15 protein-coding genes and 1 tRNA gene are annotated in these 14,551 nt (G+C 59.3%); 10 read left to right on the forward strand and 6 right to left on the reverse strand.

Translation table 11 applies throughout. The features are described 5' to 3' along the window. Positions 1-64: 64 nt before the first annotated feature. From ACW9HW_RS01325 to ACW9HW_RS01340, 4 genes are read left to right on the forward strand one after another with little or no spacing between them, the layout of a single operon-like run. On the forward strand, positions 65-2,896 hold the full coding sequence (locus ACW9HW_RS01325; protein ID WP_457397662.1) for a xanthine dehydrogenase family protein molybdopterin-binding subunit: 2,832 nt from the start codon (positions 65-67) through the stop codon (positions 2,894-2,896). Then, on the forward strand, positions 2,889-3,428 hold the full coding sequence (locus ACW9HW_RS01330; protein WP_095193325.1) for a (2Fe-2S)-binding protein: 540 nt from the start codon (positions 2,889-2,891) through the stop codon (positions 3,426-3,428). The genes ACW9HW_RS01325 and ACW9HW_RS01330 overlap by 8 nt, the downstream gene beginning before the upstream one ends. A 2-nt stretch (positions 3,429-3,430) precedes the next feature. Further along, the gene (locus ACW9HW_RS01335; protein ID WP_457397664.1) at positions 3,431-4,666 is read left to right on the forward strand and encodes a c-type cytochrome; all 1,236 of its coding nucleotides are present in this window, start codon (positions 3,431-3,433) and stop codon (positions 4,664-4,666) included. 1 nt (position 4,667) lies between these two features. After that, positions 4,668-5,639, forward strand: a complete 972-nt coding sequence (locus ACW9HW_RS01340; protein ID WP_457397667.1) for an XdhC family protein — start codon at positions 4,668-4,670, stop codon at positions 5,637-5,639. A gap of 119 nt (positions 5,640-5,758) precedes the next feature. Here the strand turns inward: ACW9HW_RS01340 and ACW9HW_RS01345 are convergent, their stop codons facing one another. Beyond that, on the reverse strand, positions 5,759-7,042 hold the full coding sequence (locus ACW9HW_RS01345) for an NAD(P)/FAD-dependent oxidoreductase (RefSeq protein WP_457397670.1): 1,284 nt from the start codon (positions 7,040-7,042) through the stop codon (positions 5,759-5,761). A gap of 183 nt (positions 7,043-7,225) precedes the next feature. Between ACW9HW_RS01345 and ACW9HW_RS01350 the strand changes: the two genes are divergently transcribed. After that, positions 7,226-7,302: transfer RNA gene (locus ACW9HW_RS01350), tRNA-Val, on the forward strand. 418 nt (positions 7,303-7,720) lie between these two features. Then, positions 7,721-7,915 (forward strand): hypothetical protein, encoded by a 195-nt coding sequence (locus ACW9HW_RS01355; RefSeq protein WP_095193340.1) that lies wholly within the window; start codon positions 7,721-7,723, stop codon positions 7,913-7,915. A gap of 62 nt (positions 7,916-7,977) precedes the next feature. Here the strand turns inward: ACW9HW_RS01355 and ACW9HW_RS01360 are convergent, their stop codons facing one another. Further along, positions 7,978-8,730 carry a carbonic anhydrase gene (locus tag ACW9HW_RS01360; protein WP_457397673.1) on the reverse strand — a complete coding sequence of 251 codons (753 nt, stop codon included), beginning with the start codon at positions 8,728-8,730 and terminating at the stop codon, positions 7,978-7,980. Positions 8,731-8,927: 197 nt separating this feature from the next. Here ACW9HW_RS01360 and ACW9HW_RS01365 point away from each other — a divergent pair, with 197 nt between their 5' ends. Next, positions 8,928-9,383 (forward strand): DUF2214 family protein, encoded by a 456-nt coding sequence (locus tag ACW9HW_RS01365; RefSeq protein ID WP_457397676.1) that lies wholly within the window; start codon positions 8,928-8,930, stop codon positions 9,381-9,383. A gap of 85 nt (positions 9,384-9,468) precedes the next feature. Here ACW9HW_RS01365 and csrA read toward each other — a convergent pair whose 3' ends face one another. Next, positions 9,469-9,663, reverse strand: coding sequence for a carbon storage regulator CsrA (csrA, locus tag ACW9HW_RS01370; protein WP_007938114.1), 195 nt, complete (start codon positions 9,661-9,663; stop codon positions 9,469-9,471). A gap of 250 nt (positions 9,664-9,913) precedes the next feature. Between csrA and ACW9HW_RS01375 the strand changes: the two genes are divergently transcribed. After that, complete coding sequence (locus ACW9HW_RS01375; RefSeq protein WP_457397678.1) at positions 9,914-10,279, forward strand: SPOR domain-containing protein; 366 nt, start codon at positions 9,914-9,916, stop codon at positions 10,277-10,279. Between the two features lie 123 nt (positions 10,280-10,402). Here ACW9HW_RS01375 and ACW9HW_RS01380 read toward each other — a convergent pair whose 3' ends face one another. From ACW9HW_RS01380 to ACW9HW_RS01390, 3 genes are all read right to left on the reverse strand, one after another. Beyond that, positions 10,403-11,092, reverse strand: a complete 690-nt coding sequence (locus tag ACW9HW_RS01380; RefSeq protein WP_095193344.1) for an endonuclease — start codon at positions 11,090-11,092, stop codon at positions 10,403-10,405. A gap of 4 nt (positions 11,093-11,096) precedes the next feature. After that, on the reverse strand, positions 11,097-11,366 hold the full coding sequence (locus ACW9HW_RS01385; RefSeq protein ID WP_457397681.1) for a DUF1654 domain-containing protein: 270 nt from the start codon (positions 11,364-11,366) through the stop codon (positions 11,097-11,099). A gap of 184 nt (positions 11,367-11,550) precedes the next feature. Next, positions 11,551-12,639: an asparaginase gene (locus tag ACW9HW_RS01390; RefSeq protein WP_207264105.1), complete on the reverse strand. Its 1,089-nt coding sequence runs from the start codon at positions 12,637-12,639 to the stop codon at positions 11,551-11,553. Positions 12,640-12,957: 318 nt separating this feature from the next. Between ACW9HW_RS01390 and ACW9HW_RS01395 the strand changes: the two genes are divergently transcribed. Continuing rightward, complete coding sequence (locus ACW9HW_RS01395; RefSeq protein ID WP_095193347.1) at positions 12,958-13,398, forward strand: hypothetical protein; 441 nt, start codon at positions 12,958-12,960, stop codon at positions 13,396-13,398. Between the two features lie 198 nt (positions 13,399-13,596). Continuing rightward, positions 13,597-14,550, forward strand: a complete 954-nt coding sequence (locus tag ACW9HW_RS01400; protein WP_095193348.1) for a sugar ABC transporter substrate-binding protein — start codon at positions 13,597-13,599, stop codon at positions 14,548-14,550. Position 14,551: the final 1 nt, after the last annotated feature.

Genomic DNA, 14,551 nt, shown 5'->3' on the forward strand with positions numbered 1-14,551 from the left:
CAAGACTCGAGATTCCCCGTACATAACCAGAAGGGCGGCCCCATAACCGCCCAGAGGATGATCCATGTCCAACCGTGATATATCCCGGCGCTCGTTCCTTCAGGGCGGGCTGGTGGCGGGTGTGAGCGTGACGCTTACACCGCTGAGCAGTCAGGCGCTGGCGGCCTTGATGGAAAACAGTGTGACCGTGCCGTCCGAGCAATGGCTCGGCAACAACGGCAAGGCGCGCGCCCGTAACGATGCCTTGTCCAAGGTCTGCGGCAGCAAGGTCTTTGCCCGTGACATCCGCGCCAAGGACATGCCGGGCTGGCCGCAGCAACAGGGCCATGCGATGTTGCTGAAAACCATCAAGGCCGATCGCATCTATGACGGTTATGACCTGTCGTGGCTCGGTGCCGAATTGCAGCCTGACCGAATCGTCACCGCCGAAGATCTGGTCAAGGACGGCATCGTCTTTCCGGAAGAGCACGCCCCCGATCCGCTGTTGCCGGCCGGCAAGGTGCCGATGTTCATCGGCCACCCGGTGGCGATCCTGATCTGGAACGATTTCGAGCGCTTCCGTCAGGCCAAGGCGCAACTCAAGTTCAATGACAAAGCGATTCGTTACGGTGCCCAGGTGCCGTTCTATGAACGTGATCCCTACGGCAGCTTCCGCTATGTGCGGGTGGGCGGCGCGACGTCGGCGGACGAGGACGAATTCGCCAGCCTCAAGGATTCGATCCTGTTCCCGATGCTGCGCAACCGCCGTCCGGTGTGGGATTCCCAGCCGAACCTGCACGGCAACCTGACCGAGCGCGGGCTGTTCTACGCCGAGCGCATGAAGCAGCAGATCGACACGCCACCGGACAACTGGCTGGTGTTCGACGAGCGCTACAAGACGCCGTCGATCGAACCGGCCGCCATGGAACCGGACAACGGCAACGGCTGGTACGACCCGGCGACCAAGACCCTGCATTTTGTCGTTGCCACTCAATGCCCGCTGGAAACCGCGACCGAGACCGCGAAGATGATCGCGCCGTCGCGTTTCGGCCTGGCGAACCTGAATATGCACCCGGGTTACACCGTCGGCTACGGCTCCAAGGACCACAACATTTTTGTGTACTACGCGGCGCTGGCGGCGTTGTATGGCGCCGGTGTGCCGGTGCGCCTGGCCAACGACCGCTACGAGCAGTTCCAGAGCGGCATCAAGCGCCACCCGTTCGATATCCGCTATCAGCTGGCGGTGGACAAGACCGATCACAGCTTCAAGATCTTCCGCGCCGAGATGAGCGTCGACGGCGGCGGACGGATCAACTACAGCCCGTCGGTGGCGGCGGTTGGCGCCACGGCGGCGCAGTCGATCTATTACATGCCGCAGAACGATCTGCAGGTCACCGCCTATCATTCCCGCGCCGTCGAAGCCGGGTCGATGCGTGGTTATGGAACCCTGCAGAGCATGGCGTCCACCGAGATGATGGTCGACGAAATCGCCGATCGCCTCGGTATCGATGCCATCGACCTGCGCAAGAAAAACGCCCTGCGTTCGGGCATGAAGAACACCCAGGGCGCAGTGCCGGCGGGCGCGTTGCGCTTGCATGAAATTCTCGACAAGGCCGCCGTTAACGAGGTCTGGAAAAACCGCGATGCGATCAAGAAACAGCGCGAAGCGGCGGATCCTGATCACTGGTACGGCGTCGGTTTCGCCATCTGCCAGAAAGACTTCGGCACCGGTTCCGAAGCGCCGATGGCCAGCGTCGAATTCACCGCCGACGGCCGGATCAGCCTGCGTCATATCGGCATCGAGATCGGCACCGGCATGTCCACGTCGCAAGCCATGGTCGTGGCCGATTTCCTCGGTCTGCCAGCGCATGAAGTGAAGACCGGCGAAACCGAATGGAAAGAGTTGCAGCTGATCAGCGGCGGCAACCCTTACATCATGAGCCAGGCCGAGCAGGACAGCTTCCTGCGCAATCCGCGTTGGGTTGGCAAGATCGCGTCGGCCTCGTCGGCGACCAACTCCGCCTACTACTTCAGCCACGCCACCCGTGAAGCGGCGCGCGTGTTGTTCAACCACGGCCTGTGGCCGGCGGCGCTGGAAATCTGGCGACAAGGCCCCTACGGCGGCCAGGCCAACCCTTACGTGGTACGCCGTGAAGACGCCCATTGGGTCGACGGCAAGCTCACCGCCAACGGCATGGAGCCATTGCCCTTCGCGATGCTGGCCAAGCGTGCCCACGAGCGCGGTCTGGTCACCGGCGCGACTGTGCACGGTTTCAACCGCTGGAGCTGGGCCGAGGCCGAGTTCAGCATCGACGGCGTGCGTGAGCGTTTGCCGCTCGATGGCCTGGCGGTGAAGTACGGCGAAGGTGCGCCGAAGGCCAAGCAGGCGCAAATGAACAGCGCCGGTTTCCATCTGCTGGATAGGCAGAACATCGCGTACCCGGCGACTCAGTTGAACAACGCGGCGGTGACCTACTACAGCCCTGTGGCAACCCTCGTGGAATTGAAAGTCAACAAGGGCTCGGCCGAGGTGCAGGTGCTCAACCATCACTCGTGGGTCGAGTGCGGGCGGGTGCTGGTGCCGGAGCTGGTCAAGGGCCAGATCGAAGGCGGCACGGCCATGGGCATCGGCCATGCGTTGATGGAAGAAATGCCACTGTACGAAGGCGGGCCGGGGGAGGGTGACTGGAACTTCAACCGTTACCGCCTGCCGATGGCGCGGCATGTCGCGGTGTGGAAACAGACGGCGGAAATCCTGCCGCCCTTGTCGCCGAGCGATCCATCCAAGGGCATCGCCGAAGTGGTGATGATCCCGGTGGTCGGTGCCATCGGCAACGCCGTGGCCCACGCTATCGGCAAACGTGTCCGCGACCTGCCTATCACTTCTGCTCGCATCAAGGAGGCCCTCAATGGCTAACCGTCCGCTTCAACTGACCCTTAACGGTCAAACCGTCGGCCCGGTGGACATCCCTGATGACCTGCCGATGATCGATTACCTGCACGAATACAAAAACCTCACCGGCTCGCGCCTGGGCTGCGGCCAGGGCATCTGCCACGCCTGCGTGGTGATCGTCGACAACCCCGACGGCACCAGCGAAGAAGTGCGCACCTGCATCACCGGCGCGCACTACTTCGAAGGCAAGAAAGTACGCACCATTGAAGGCCACGCGACCCGCGACGAGCAAGGCAAGGTCACCGAGCTGAATCCGATCCAGCAGCGCTTCGTCGACGAGTTCGCCTTCCAGTGCAGCTACTGCGCGCCGGGTTTCGTCAACGCCGCGACGGTGCTGGTGGAAAAGCTGCAGCGTCAGCCGATCGTCAAAAGCCAGCTGGAGAAAGTCATCGAGGACAGCCTCGGTCACCACATTTGCCGCTGCACTGGCTACGTGCGTTATTACAACGCGACGCGCAACGTGCTGAGCGATCTCGGCCTGGTCAAGGAGGGTTAAGCATGAAGCATCTATTGACCCGCCTGGCATTGGCGGTCGGTCTGGCTGCGCCTGTGTTGCTGGCGCAGGCGGATGATCAGGTGGTTCGCGGGGCTTATCTGGCTCGCGCCGCTGACTGCATGGCGTGCCATACCGCGCCGGGCGGCGCGCCGTACGCGGGCGGTCTGCCGATCGTTTCGCCGTTCGGTACGATCTACGGCACCAACATCACCCCGAGCAAAGCGCATGGTATCGGCCTGTACAACGATGAGGAGTTTTTCGCCGCGTTGACCGAAGGCAAGCGTCGCGACGGTGCCAACCTGTATCCGGCGATGCCGTACACCTCGTATCACCTGATGCCTCGGGAAGACTCCGACGCGATTCATGCCTACCTGAAAACCGTCGAACCGATCGAACGTGCCGCACCGGTCACCCGCCTGAGCTTCCCGTTCAACGTGCGCCTGGGCCTGATGGGCTGGAACATGCTTTATGGCAAAGATGTGAAGCTGGCGCCGACCGAAGGCAAAAGCGAAGCCTGGAAGCGCGGCCAGTACATGGTCGATGTTCTCGGTCATTGCGGTGAATGCCATACCCCGCGTGGCTTGCCGGGCGCGATGCAGCAGGACAAGCGCATGACTGGCGGCCTGCTCAACGGCTATCTGGCGCCGAGCTTGCTGGCCACTGACCTGGCCGCTCGCGGCTGGAATCATCAGGACCTGAGCACCTTCCTCAAGCACGGCATGAGCGTCCAGGGCACGATGTTCAACGAGATGTTCCCGGTGTTCCACAACAGCACCCAGGGCCTGAGCGACCCGGACCTGGCAGCCATGGCGACCTTCTTGCTCGGCGATCAACCACCGGCGGCGAAAGTGCTGACGGATGTGCCGTTTGATGCGCTCAGCGCGAGCGCCCAGCGCGGCCGTCAGGAATATTTGAACGTCTGCGCCGGTTGCCATGCTGTCGGTGGCGAAGGCAAGCCGCACATCGCCGTGGCCATGCGTGGCAACACTACGCTGCGCCTGGAAGATCCGCGCAACCTGGTGCGGGTGATCGACGATGGCATCGGCGAGCAGAAGTTTGCCGGTTTTGAACACATGCAACCGATGCCGGGTTTCGCCGAAAAGCTCAGTCATGAGCAATTGACGGATCTGCTCAATTACCTGCGTCAGGGGTGGGGCGGTCAAGCGGGTGATCTGGCGGTGAACGAGGTGCAGACGTTGCGCGCGGATGCACCGCCGCTCGAGCACAAGGCCCACTGATATGCAACATCTGGATCTGCAAGTGGTGCGCCGGGCACTGGAGTGGTTGACGGCCGGACAGCGTGTCTGGCTGTGCACCGTGCTGGCCACTTACGGCTCGGCACCGCGCGCACCGGGCTCGTTGCTGGCGGTGAACGCCGCAGGACAGTGGATCGGTTCGCTGTCCGGCGGCTGCGTCGAGGAAGACTTCCTCGAACGTGTTGCCGAAGGTGCCTTTGAACAAGCTGTCAGTGTTGTGCGCTACGGTGAAGGCGATGACCCGCGCTCGCGGGTCAGCCTGCCCTGTGGCGGCGTGCTCGATGTGTTGGTGGAAAACCTTGAATCGAATTGCGAGGTGCAGGCGCATTTGCGCGAGCTGGAGTCGGCGTTGTTGGGGCGACGCCGGTTGATTCGTGAAGTTGACCTGTCCAGCGGCGCGCGCAGTCTGTTCGATGATCGCGAACAGGGTGTGCGTGTCGAGCGCGAAATTGACCGGGTTCGCTTGCGCATCGGCGCGGCGCAGCGCTTGTTGCTCGCTGGATATTCCAGCGTGGCGCAGGCCTGTGCGGAATTTGCCGTGGGCCTGGGATTCGAGGTGATTCTGTGTGATCCGCGTGATGACGTGCTGCAAGGCGTGATGCTGGACAACGTGGAGATTCGTCGTCAGCTGCCGTCGGTGTTTATCGCCGACGGCGGTTGCCACAGCGATACCGCCGTGGTGGCCTTGACCCACGATCCGCGCATTGACGATTTGGCGATGATGGAGGCGGTGCGCACCGAAGCGTTCTACATCGGCGTGATGGGCTCCCTGCAGACTTCGCAAAAGCGTTTTGAGCGACTGCGTCGCATCGGGGGCTTGGGGGATGCGGAGCTGGCGCGGATTCATGCGCCGATCGGTTTGAACCTGGGCAGCAAGACACCGGCGGAAATTGCCCTGGCCGTGCTCGCCGATATCCTGCGGATTCGCAGCGGTATCCCGCGAGAGCGGCTCTAACAGCGTTTCCCTTGTGGGAGCGAGCCTGCTCGCGAATGCGTCGGATCAGTCGACAATAATGTTGGATGATCAATCGCCTTCGCGAGCAGGCTCGCTCCCACAAAGTATTTCGGTGTTGCTTAATACCCGAACTTGTCCCGCAGTCCGTAATACCAGGCACCCAATGCCGCGAACGGAGTGCGCAACAATTGGCCGCCGGGGAAGGGGTAGTGCGGCAGTTCGGCAAACGCGTCGAAACGCTCGGCCTGGCCACGCAACGCTTCAGCCAGGACCTTGCCCGCCAGGTGCGTGTAGGTCACGCCGTGGCCACTGCAACCCTGGGAATAGTAGATGTTGTCGCCCAGACGGCCGACTTGCGGTAGGCGCGACAGAGTCAGCAGGAAGTTGCCGGTCCAGGCGTAGTCGATTTTCACGTCCTTGAGCTGCGGGAAGGCCTTGAGCATTTTTGGCCGGATGATCGCCTCGATGTTTGCCGGGTCCCGCGCGCCATACACCACGCCGCCGCCGAAAATCAGACGCTTGTCGCCGCTCAGGCGGTAATAGTCGAGCAGGTAGTTGCAGTCCTCGACGCAATAATCCTGAGGCAACAGGCTTTTTGCCAACGCATCGCCCAAGGGTTCCGTGGTGATGACCTGAGTGCCGCAGGGCATCGACTTGGCGGCCAGTTCCGGCACCAGGTTACCCAGGTATGCATTGCCCGCCACGATGATGAATTTAGCCCGGACCTTGCCCTGTGGCGTGTGCACCACCGGATTCGCGCCGCGCTCGATGCGCACTGCCGGCGATTGCTCATAAATGGTACCGCCCAGCGACTCCACAGCCGCCGCTTCGCCCAGCGCCAGGTTGAGCGGGTGAATATGCCCGCCGCTCATGTCCAGCATGCCGCCGACGTATTGATCGCAGGCCACCACATCGCGGATGCGTCGTTGATCCATCAGCTCAAGCTGCGTGTGGCCGAAGCGCTCCCACAAACGCTTCTGCGATTCCAGATGGCCCATCTGCTTGGCCGTGATGGCGGCAAACACGCCACCGTCCTTCAAGTCGCACTGAATGTTGTATTTGGCGACCCGCTCACGAATGATCCGCCCACCCTCGAACGCCATCTGCCCCAGCAACTGAGCCTGCTTGGGACCGACACTGCGTTCGATCACATCGATATCGCGGCTGTAACTGTTGACGATCTGGCCACCGTTACGCCCCGACGCACCGAAACCCACCTTGGCCGCTTCCAGCACCGTCACCCGAAAACCGTTCTCCAGCAGGAACAGCGCCGAAGACAGGCCGGTGTAACCGGCGCCGATCACACAGACATCAGTCTCAATGTCATCCTGCAAAGCCGGGCGCGGCGGAACCGCATTGGCCGATGCGGCGTAGTAGGACTCTGGGTAGGGGGTGTTCGCCATCCTGCTGCCTCTGTTTAATATATTTTACGAGTGCGTCGATCCTACCCGAGTTAAAAAACCACCGCCAGCCACCGGAAAATCTTCTTCGCAGCCGTAAAATTAAATATTTTGCATATTCATAGGGTTAGCTCGAAAAAAGGTGTTGACACCCCTCCGGAATTCCGTAGAATGCCGCCTCACAGCAGGCACGTAGCTCAGTTGGTTAGAGCACCACCTTGACATGGTGGGGGTCGTTGGTTCGAGTCCAATCGCGCCTACCAAACAAAATCCGCTCTGCTGGGCGGTCTAGAAGGGCTCACCGAAAGGTGGGCCCTTTTTTGTTGTCTGCGATTTGCAAAACTTCGGCAAATCCCAGGCGTGCCTGGATAACAACTTGGCTCAAATGAAAACCAGTTCGATTTGATATTGAACTGTCAGCAGTGAATTGCATCCAACCTGAACACGTGACCAAGTGTTTCGTCGTTTTTAGAGTGGGAGAGCGATTGATGGGGACGCGAACGATGATCAAGTTCTTTGCGGCTTACCTGTCCATTTGCCTCCTGCTTCAGTGGACGGTAGTCAAGGCATCTTCGTGGATCGCATCTCATGTGCTTCTACGATGGATGCTCTGACGTAGCCCTGTCTTGCGGCTTTTCAGGCGTAGAATGGGCAATGCCACCTTATCAAAAGGAGTCGCACATGATCTCCGACCAAATGAACAAACAGGCATCCGACAGTAAGGCAGTCTGGGATCAATACTTCTGCGCTGCGTTGATTGCCGAAAGCAATCTGACGGCACCCGTTGTAGGCGGCGCTACTCATGAAGACAGGCAGAATCTGTTGATCGAGAGGGCCAAAACCCTCGCCGACAAGATGATGGAAAACCGAAAATAACCAGAGCCCAGCCATCGCGCTGGGCTCTTCGCATCTGCCACTTCTCGCCGCGTCTTGATGAATCAGGCAATCAGCTCGACTTTTCCGGTTGCCAGGCGATAAATGCCCCCGACTATTTTCAACGTGCCCTTGCCGAGCGCGTCGGTCAGTAGAGGTGTGGCTTTCTTGAGGCGCTCGACCGAGTTTTTGACATTTTGCACGGTCGCGTTTTCCACCAGGTCCCCGGGCTGGTTGATCACGGTTTCGATGGACGGTTTGAGTGCGTCCGTCAGTTTCGGGATCTGCCCGGGGAACACCGTGTGATCCTTGACGGCCTTTATGCCCGCCTCGATGGCGCCACAGCTTTCATGCCCCAAGACCAGAATCAATGGCGCGCCCAGCACGGCAACACCATATTCAAGACTTGCCAGGCCTTCATCCGTGACGAAGTTGCCCGCCACGCGGATGGCGAATAGATCGCCCCGTGCGGTATCGAACGCGTATTCGGGTGCGATGCGCGAGTCGGAGCAACTCAGTACGGCCACGAACGGGTTTTGGCCGGAGACCAGGGCTTCGCGTTCGTCCTTGAAATCGTGCGTCTCTGAGTTACCGCTGACATACCGTTCATTTCCCTTCATCAGCCTTTCCAGGGCCTCATCCGGATTGATCACGTTTTTTGGTTTGGGCGGTGCGGCGGTTTTTTCGGCTGCTTGAATGATTCTGCCGGGCAGTGCACCGGCGAGTAGCAAGGCGCCCGTTCCTAGCCCCACCAGCCGCAGAAAGCGACGACGTTCATTGATTGTTGAGGCGGATTTTGTATCACATGATTCACACATGATGTTGTGTACTCAGGTCGATTCGTTGGGAATAGATACTGTGCTGCAGTGCTTGCACGAACATGTGGCACTGGAGAGTTGGAGTCTAGTCGCCCGCTGTAACGCTATGTTTTTAGCGAGTAGTACGAGTGCAAGCCGTCGATCCATGGACTACTACTGACAGGTTGATTCAACTTCGTTCTGACAGGAGTTCCTCGATGCTGATTCACTGGTTTCTGGCGGCGGCACATCTTTTGGCGCTTGCGCTGGGGTTTTGGGCGGTACTGGTGCGCGGTACGAATTTTCGGCGTTTGGCAATCGGCGCGGGGGAGGCTCGCAGTGTGTTGATCGCGGACAACCTTTGGGGGTTTTCTGCGCTCATTCTGTTGATTACCGGTGGGATGCGAGCCTTCGGTGGGTACGAAAAGGGCACGGATTACTACCTGCACCAACCGTTATTCCACCTCAAGATGACACTGTTCGTGCTTATCCTGCTGCTGGAAGTGGCGCCGATGGTGACGTTGATCAAATGGCGGGTGGCGCTGGCGCGTGGCGCGGCAATCGATACCGGGCGCGCGACACTGTTTGCGCGGATCAGTCATGTTGAGGCGTTGCTGGTGCTGCTGATGGTGATAGCGGCCACTGGCATGACGCGCGGCGTGACGTTTGGTTGAGAGCAGGGGGCGGCGGGGCGGCACTTGAATCTTTAGCCAGCCGTCGTTCCGGGGCGAACGGGCTGGCTACTGACTGCATCAGGATTCAGGGGGTCTGTGGCTTGTCCGGGGCGGTCAGGCCGGCCTGAATGCGCTGATAAATCTCTTCGCGATGCACCGCAACATCTTTCGGGGCATTGATGCCGATTCTGACTTGCTGGCCGCTTACGCCCAGGATGGTGATCGTAATGTCATCACCAATGTTTATGCTTTCACCGACTTTGCGGGTGAGTATCAGCATGGTCTTCTCCTTGATTGCTTTATGGGGCACCTGATTCGGACAGTGCAGAGGTCGGTGGTATGTATAGATTAGTGCGAAGTCTCACGGTTTGGGTGCCTCTTTCTGACGCGCAGATACAGCATTAATTCCCAAGGCGTAACTATACAGAGGCCGCAACCATCATTCTCGTTGTTTTGTGCCCATTTTGCGGCACTCGAGAAGTATTCATGAGTGTTAAAATCCTCGCTTTAAGCCTTCAGAGGGAAACGCTGTGCGCAAAATGGTCTTGGTAATGGCGGTACTGGCGCTGGCGGGATGCGGTGAAGGCAAACGTGTTGATACGCCCAAGCCTGCCCCGGCAACGGCCGTCGCGCCGGCGCAGGCATCGGTGCCGCAATGGGATCTGGAAGTGCGGGGTGCAACACCCCAGGCCGTCAGTGACCTCAGCGGCTGGTTGATCGAGCACAATTTCATGTCCAATGTCGTCCGGGAAAACGGCAAGGTGCGAGTGTTGATGGGGCCGTTTAATTCGAAGGCCGAAGCCGAGGCCAAACAGGCCCAGGTGAGTGCCGCCATCACCAAGGCGAAGAAGCAGAACATCGAGGTGCTGGTGCTGGAGCGTCCAGTCGCTCAGTGAGTCCAGGCCAATATCGGATCAGGCACTGCGACATGCCCGGCCGGCATTACAACAAGGTCGGCGGCTGAAAACACAAAGGCCTCGGGGGAATGAATCCGAGGCCTTTGTGTTTTCAGCGTGCATTCAACCGCAGGTTTTCATGTCGACCGGACCGACAAATTCGTTGCCGCGTCCCATGACGCAAGCCACGCTCTGGTTGCGTTGACGCTCCCAGGCCTGGACCGGATAGGTTTTGTCCCAGGCTTCATACAGTTGCCGATCCTGTTTCGACAGGCGCAAACCGTACTGCTTGCTCATGTAGAAGTAAGTCCTGGCGATCATGCCGCGAATGGACGGGCGCGGCATGACTTTCTTCGCCTTGAAGTCGACCTGTGTCAGGCACGAACCGTATTGACCCGATTGCTCCGGCAGCCAGCCAAAACTGAAATTGCTGCGATCCCCATTCACCTCACCGATGCTGGGTACAAGGTTATGCAGGTCGGCCTCGGCTTTCTGGTAGGCGGGATCGTAGCGCGTGCAGTTCTTGCGTCCGCCTTCCTGCCAACACTGGCGCTGATGGCCAATCTGCCAGGCCGGAACAATGTGCTCCCATTCGATGCGGGCCGCGCGCTTGGCATTCTTGCGCGGCACATAGCCGCAAGCCGCGAGGTTCACCCGGTTGCCGGTGTATTTGCAGCCGCAATAAAACTCGGTGGATTGTGGTGCGTACAGCTTCCAGGCCACTTTCTTGGCTTCGTTGAAGGTGCGTGGCGCGTCGGCCTGGGCACCCGTGGCGAACAACAGAAACAGCAAAGCAAAACAACGGACACTCATTAACTCAGTCTTCCTTCGGCACAACCCAGAAAATCTGCACACCACCATCGTCGCGATAGGCGAGGGTGACGTTGTCGTTCTCGTCGATCTCTTCCAGCAGGCGCTCCCACTCATCCACGGGCTCGTCCGGAAGACGAAAAATCAGGGCTGCCTTGGCTTTTTGAGCGGTGGGGGAGTTGATGATTTTCTGAACGCGCAGGCCCATGCGGACATAGGCGTCAGGTGAGGCGGAGGTGGTGTCCACGGGATTATCCTTATTAGGCTGTACGTGCATACAGTATTTAACTGTAGGCAATTTCGCAACTGCTTAAAAATCAAGAGAATCCTCTGACAGCGGCTTTTTCAATTTGGTGTAGGACGAAAGGAGTATTTTTGTCAGGCGGGGGTTGGGAGCCACTCGCCAAGGCTGGCGAGTGGTGAAAACAGTGCCCGACCGGAATCGCTCGGGCGAAGGTGAATCAGTATTCCCAGAACATCCGTTGCAGTTCTTTGCTGTCGTTGGTCTTGGTCAGGGCGACCATGGCCAGGATGCGTGCTTTTTGCGGATTCAGGTCGTGCGCCACGACCCAGTCGTATTTGTCGTCAGGCTGTTCGGCGTTGCGCAGTACGAAGCCACCGGCGTTGACGTGGGAAGAGCGAATGATCTGCACGCCGTCCTTGCGCAGGGCTTGCAGGCTTGGAACGACCCGCGAAGACACCGAGCCATTACCGGTGCCGGCGTGGATGATGGCTTTGGCACCCGACTGAGCCAGCGCCTTGTAGGCGGTGTCGCTGACGTTGCCGTAGGAGTAGGCGATTTCTACGTCCGGCAGGCTCTTGATGGTCTTGATGTCGAATTCAGAATCCATGGTGTGGCGCTTGGCCGGCAGGCGGAACCAGTAAGACTTGCCTTCAACCACCATCCCGAGCGGGCCCCAGGCACTTTTAAACGCCTCGGTCTTGATGTTGATCATTTTGCTGACATCGCGACCCGACTGGATTTCATCGTTCATGGTCACCAGTACGCCTTTGCCTCGCGCCTCTTTGCTGCTGGCCACGGCCACGGCGTTATACAGGTTCAGCATGCCATCGGCCGACATCGCGGTGCCCGGACGCATGGAGCCGACGACGATGATCGGCTTGTCGGTTTTTTCCACCAGGTTCAAGAAGTAGGCGGTTTCTTCCAGGGTGTCGGTGCCGTGGGTAATCACGATGCCGTCGACGTCTTCGCTATCGGCCAGTTCGGCCACGCGGCGACCCAGTTGCAGCAGGTTGTCGTTGGTGATGCTCTCGGACGCGATCTGCATGACCTGTTCGCCGCGAACGTTGGCCAGTTGGCTCAGTTCGGGAACGCCGGCGATCAACTTGTCGACGCCGACTTTCGCTGCCTGGTAGGTGGCACTGTTGGCCGCGCTGGCACCGGCGCCGGCGATGGTGCCGCCGGTGGCCAGAATCACCACGTTCGCCAGTTTCTGTTGGGTTTCGACTTCTTTTGCCTGAAGGGCGGTGGGCAGGAGCAGCAGGAGGGCCAAGGCGCCCGGCACAAAAGTTTTCAAAGCAGATGTCATTATTTTTCTCTCTAGTAGTGACGGTGCTGATGCAGGTTCATCTAGATGCGCCCCAGGCGAATCTGAACGCTTGGGGTGCTGGACAGGAGCAGGATCTGTACCAGTCATGTTTTGCGTTGATAAAAACGTTTAACTTGATGATTTGTTTGGATATTTAAACAAGTTGCGCGCTGTGGCCTGGCTTTGAGGTGTCCGGGTTACCGACTATCGGCCACTTTTGCGTTCGGCTCACCGAAAGCCGGATCCTGATTCAGGTCTAAAGAAACCCGTGCGCAGGTCGATCTCCCTCCTGAGGAATCTTTTATTCAGGGAGTTCACATGTCGTTGACTGTCGGTTTTCCAAGTGCATCCGTGATCAACATCGGCGGTAAGTCGCCGGCAACCGTCGAGGCGTTGAATGACGCAGCGACCGAAACCACCGAGCAGCGGCTGGGACTGGAGGAGGGCGAGAAAAAAGCAGTCAGCCTCGGTGACGTTCGCGGTTCCGAAACCGAAAGCGGTGGCAGCCAAAGCATCGCGGTGAAGATGCTGCTCAAGCGCATGCAGGAACTGCAACAACAACTGCGCGAACAGCAACAGCAATTGGCGGCCACGCAAGCCGCGGAATTCCCCACGCCGGAAGCCAAGGCAACAGCGGTGATGGCGATCCAGAGCCAGATTGCTAACACCTCGGCGGCGCTGTCGCAAGTGGCCGCGGCCCTGGCGAAGGAGTTGACCAAGGCTGCCAGCACGGGAAGCGTGATCAGTACGACGGCATGATAAAAACAGTCAGTTTTTTCTGTCGGGCGACCCAGCAAAGGGCGCTACCGGTCGTTGACAAATTTTGACAAGGTTCGCATAGTTCGATCTACGCAAACGTTTGCGCGGCGCTAACGGTGGATAAAACCATCGATGAGCGTCACGCGCTTACACCAGCGCAAGCGTTGCTCACAATAATCATAAGATCGGAGTGAACCCATGAAGCTGCCATTCGCCGGACGCCTTCTTGCTGTCGCTATGCTGGCTGCCGCATCCGCCGCGCTGCCTGTCTCTTCGGCATTCGCCGAATCCCCGGAAAAACCTAAAGTCGCGCTGGTCATGAAATCCCTGGCCAACGAATTCTTCCTGACCATGGAAGATGGCGCCAAGGCCTACCAGAAAGACCACTCCGGCGAATTCGAGCTGATTTCCAACGGCATCAAGGACGAAACGGACACAGCCAACCAGATCCGCATCGTCGAGCAGATGATCGTGTCCAAAGTCGATGCGCTGGTCATCGCACCGGCCGACTCCAAGGCCATGGTGCCGGTGATCAAGAAGGCGGTCGATGCCGGTATCACTGTGATCAACATCGACAATCAGCTTGACCCGGCGGTGGTCAAGAGCAAAAACATCAGCGTTCCCTTCGTAGGCCCCGATAACCGCAAGGGCGCGCGCCTGGTAGGCGAGTACCTGGCCAAGCAGCTCAAGGCCGGTGACGAAGTCGGCATCATCGAAGGTGTGTCCACCACCACCAACGCCCAGGCCCGTACCGCGGGTTTCAAGGATGCGATGGAGGCCGCGCAGATCAAGGTGGTGTCGGTACAGTCCGGTGACTGGGAGATCAACAAGGGCAACCAGGTTGCCTCCGCCATGCTCAGCGAATACCCGCAAATCAAGGCCCTGCTAGCCGGTAACGACAGCATGGCGGTCGGTGTCGTGTCTGCCGTGCGCGCCGCCGGCAAGGCCGGCAAGGTGCAAGTAGTCGGCTACGACAACATCAACGCCATCAAACCGATGCTCAAGGACGGCCGCGTGCTGGCCACTGCCGACCAGTTTGCCGCCAAGCAAGCGGTATTCGGCATCGAAACTGCGTTGAAGATCATCAAGGGCGAGAAAGTCGACAGCGCCAACGGCGTGATCGAGACCCCGGTAGAGCTGGTTACCAAGTAGT

This window comes from Pseudomonas sp. SDO5532_S415 (assembly GCF_054071155.1).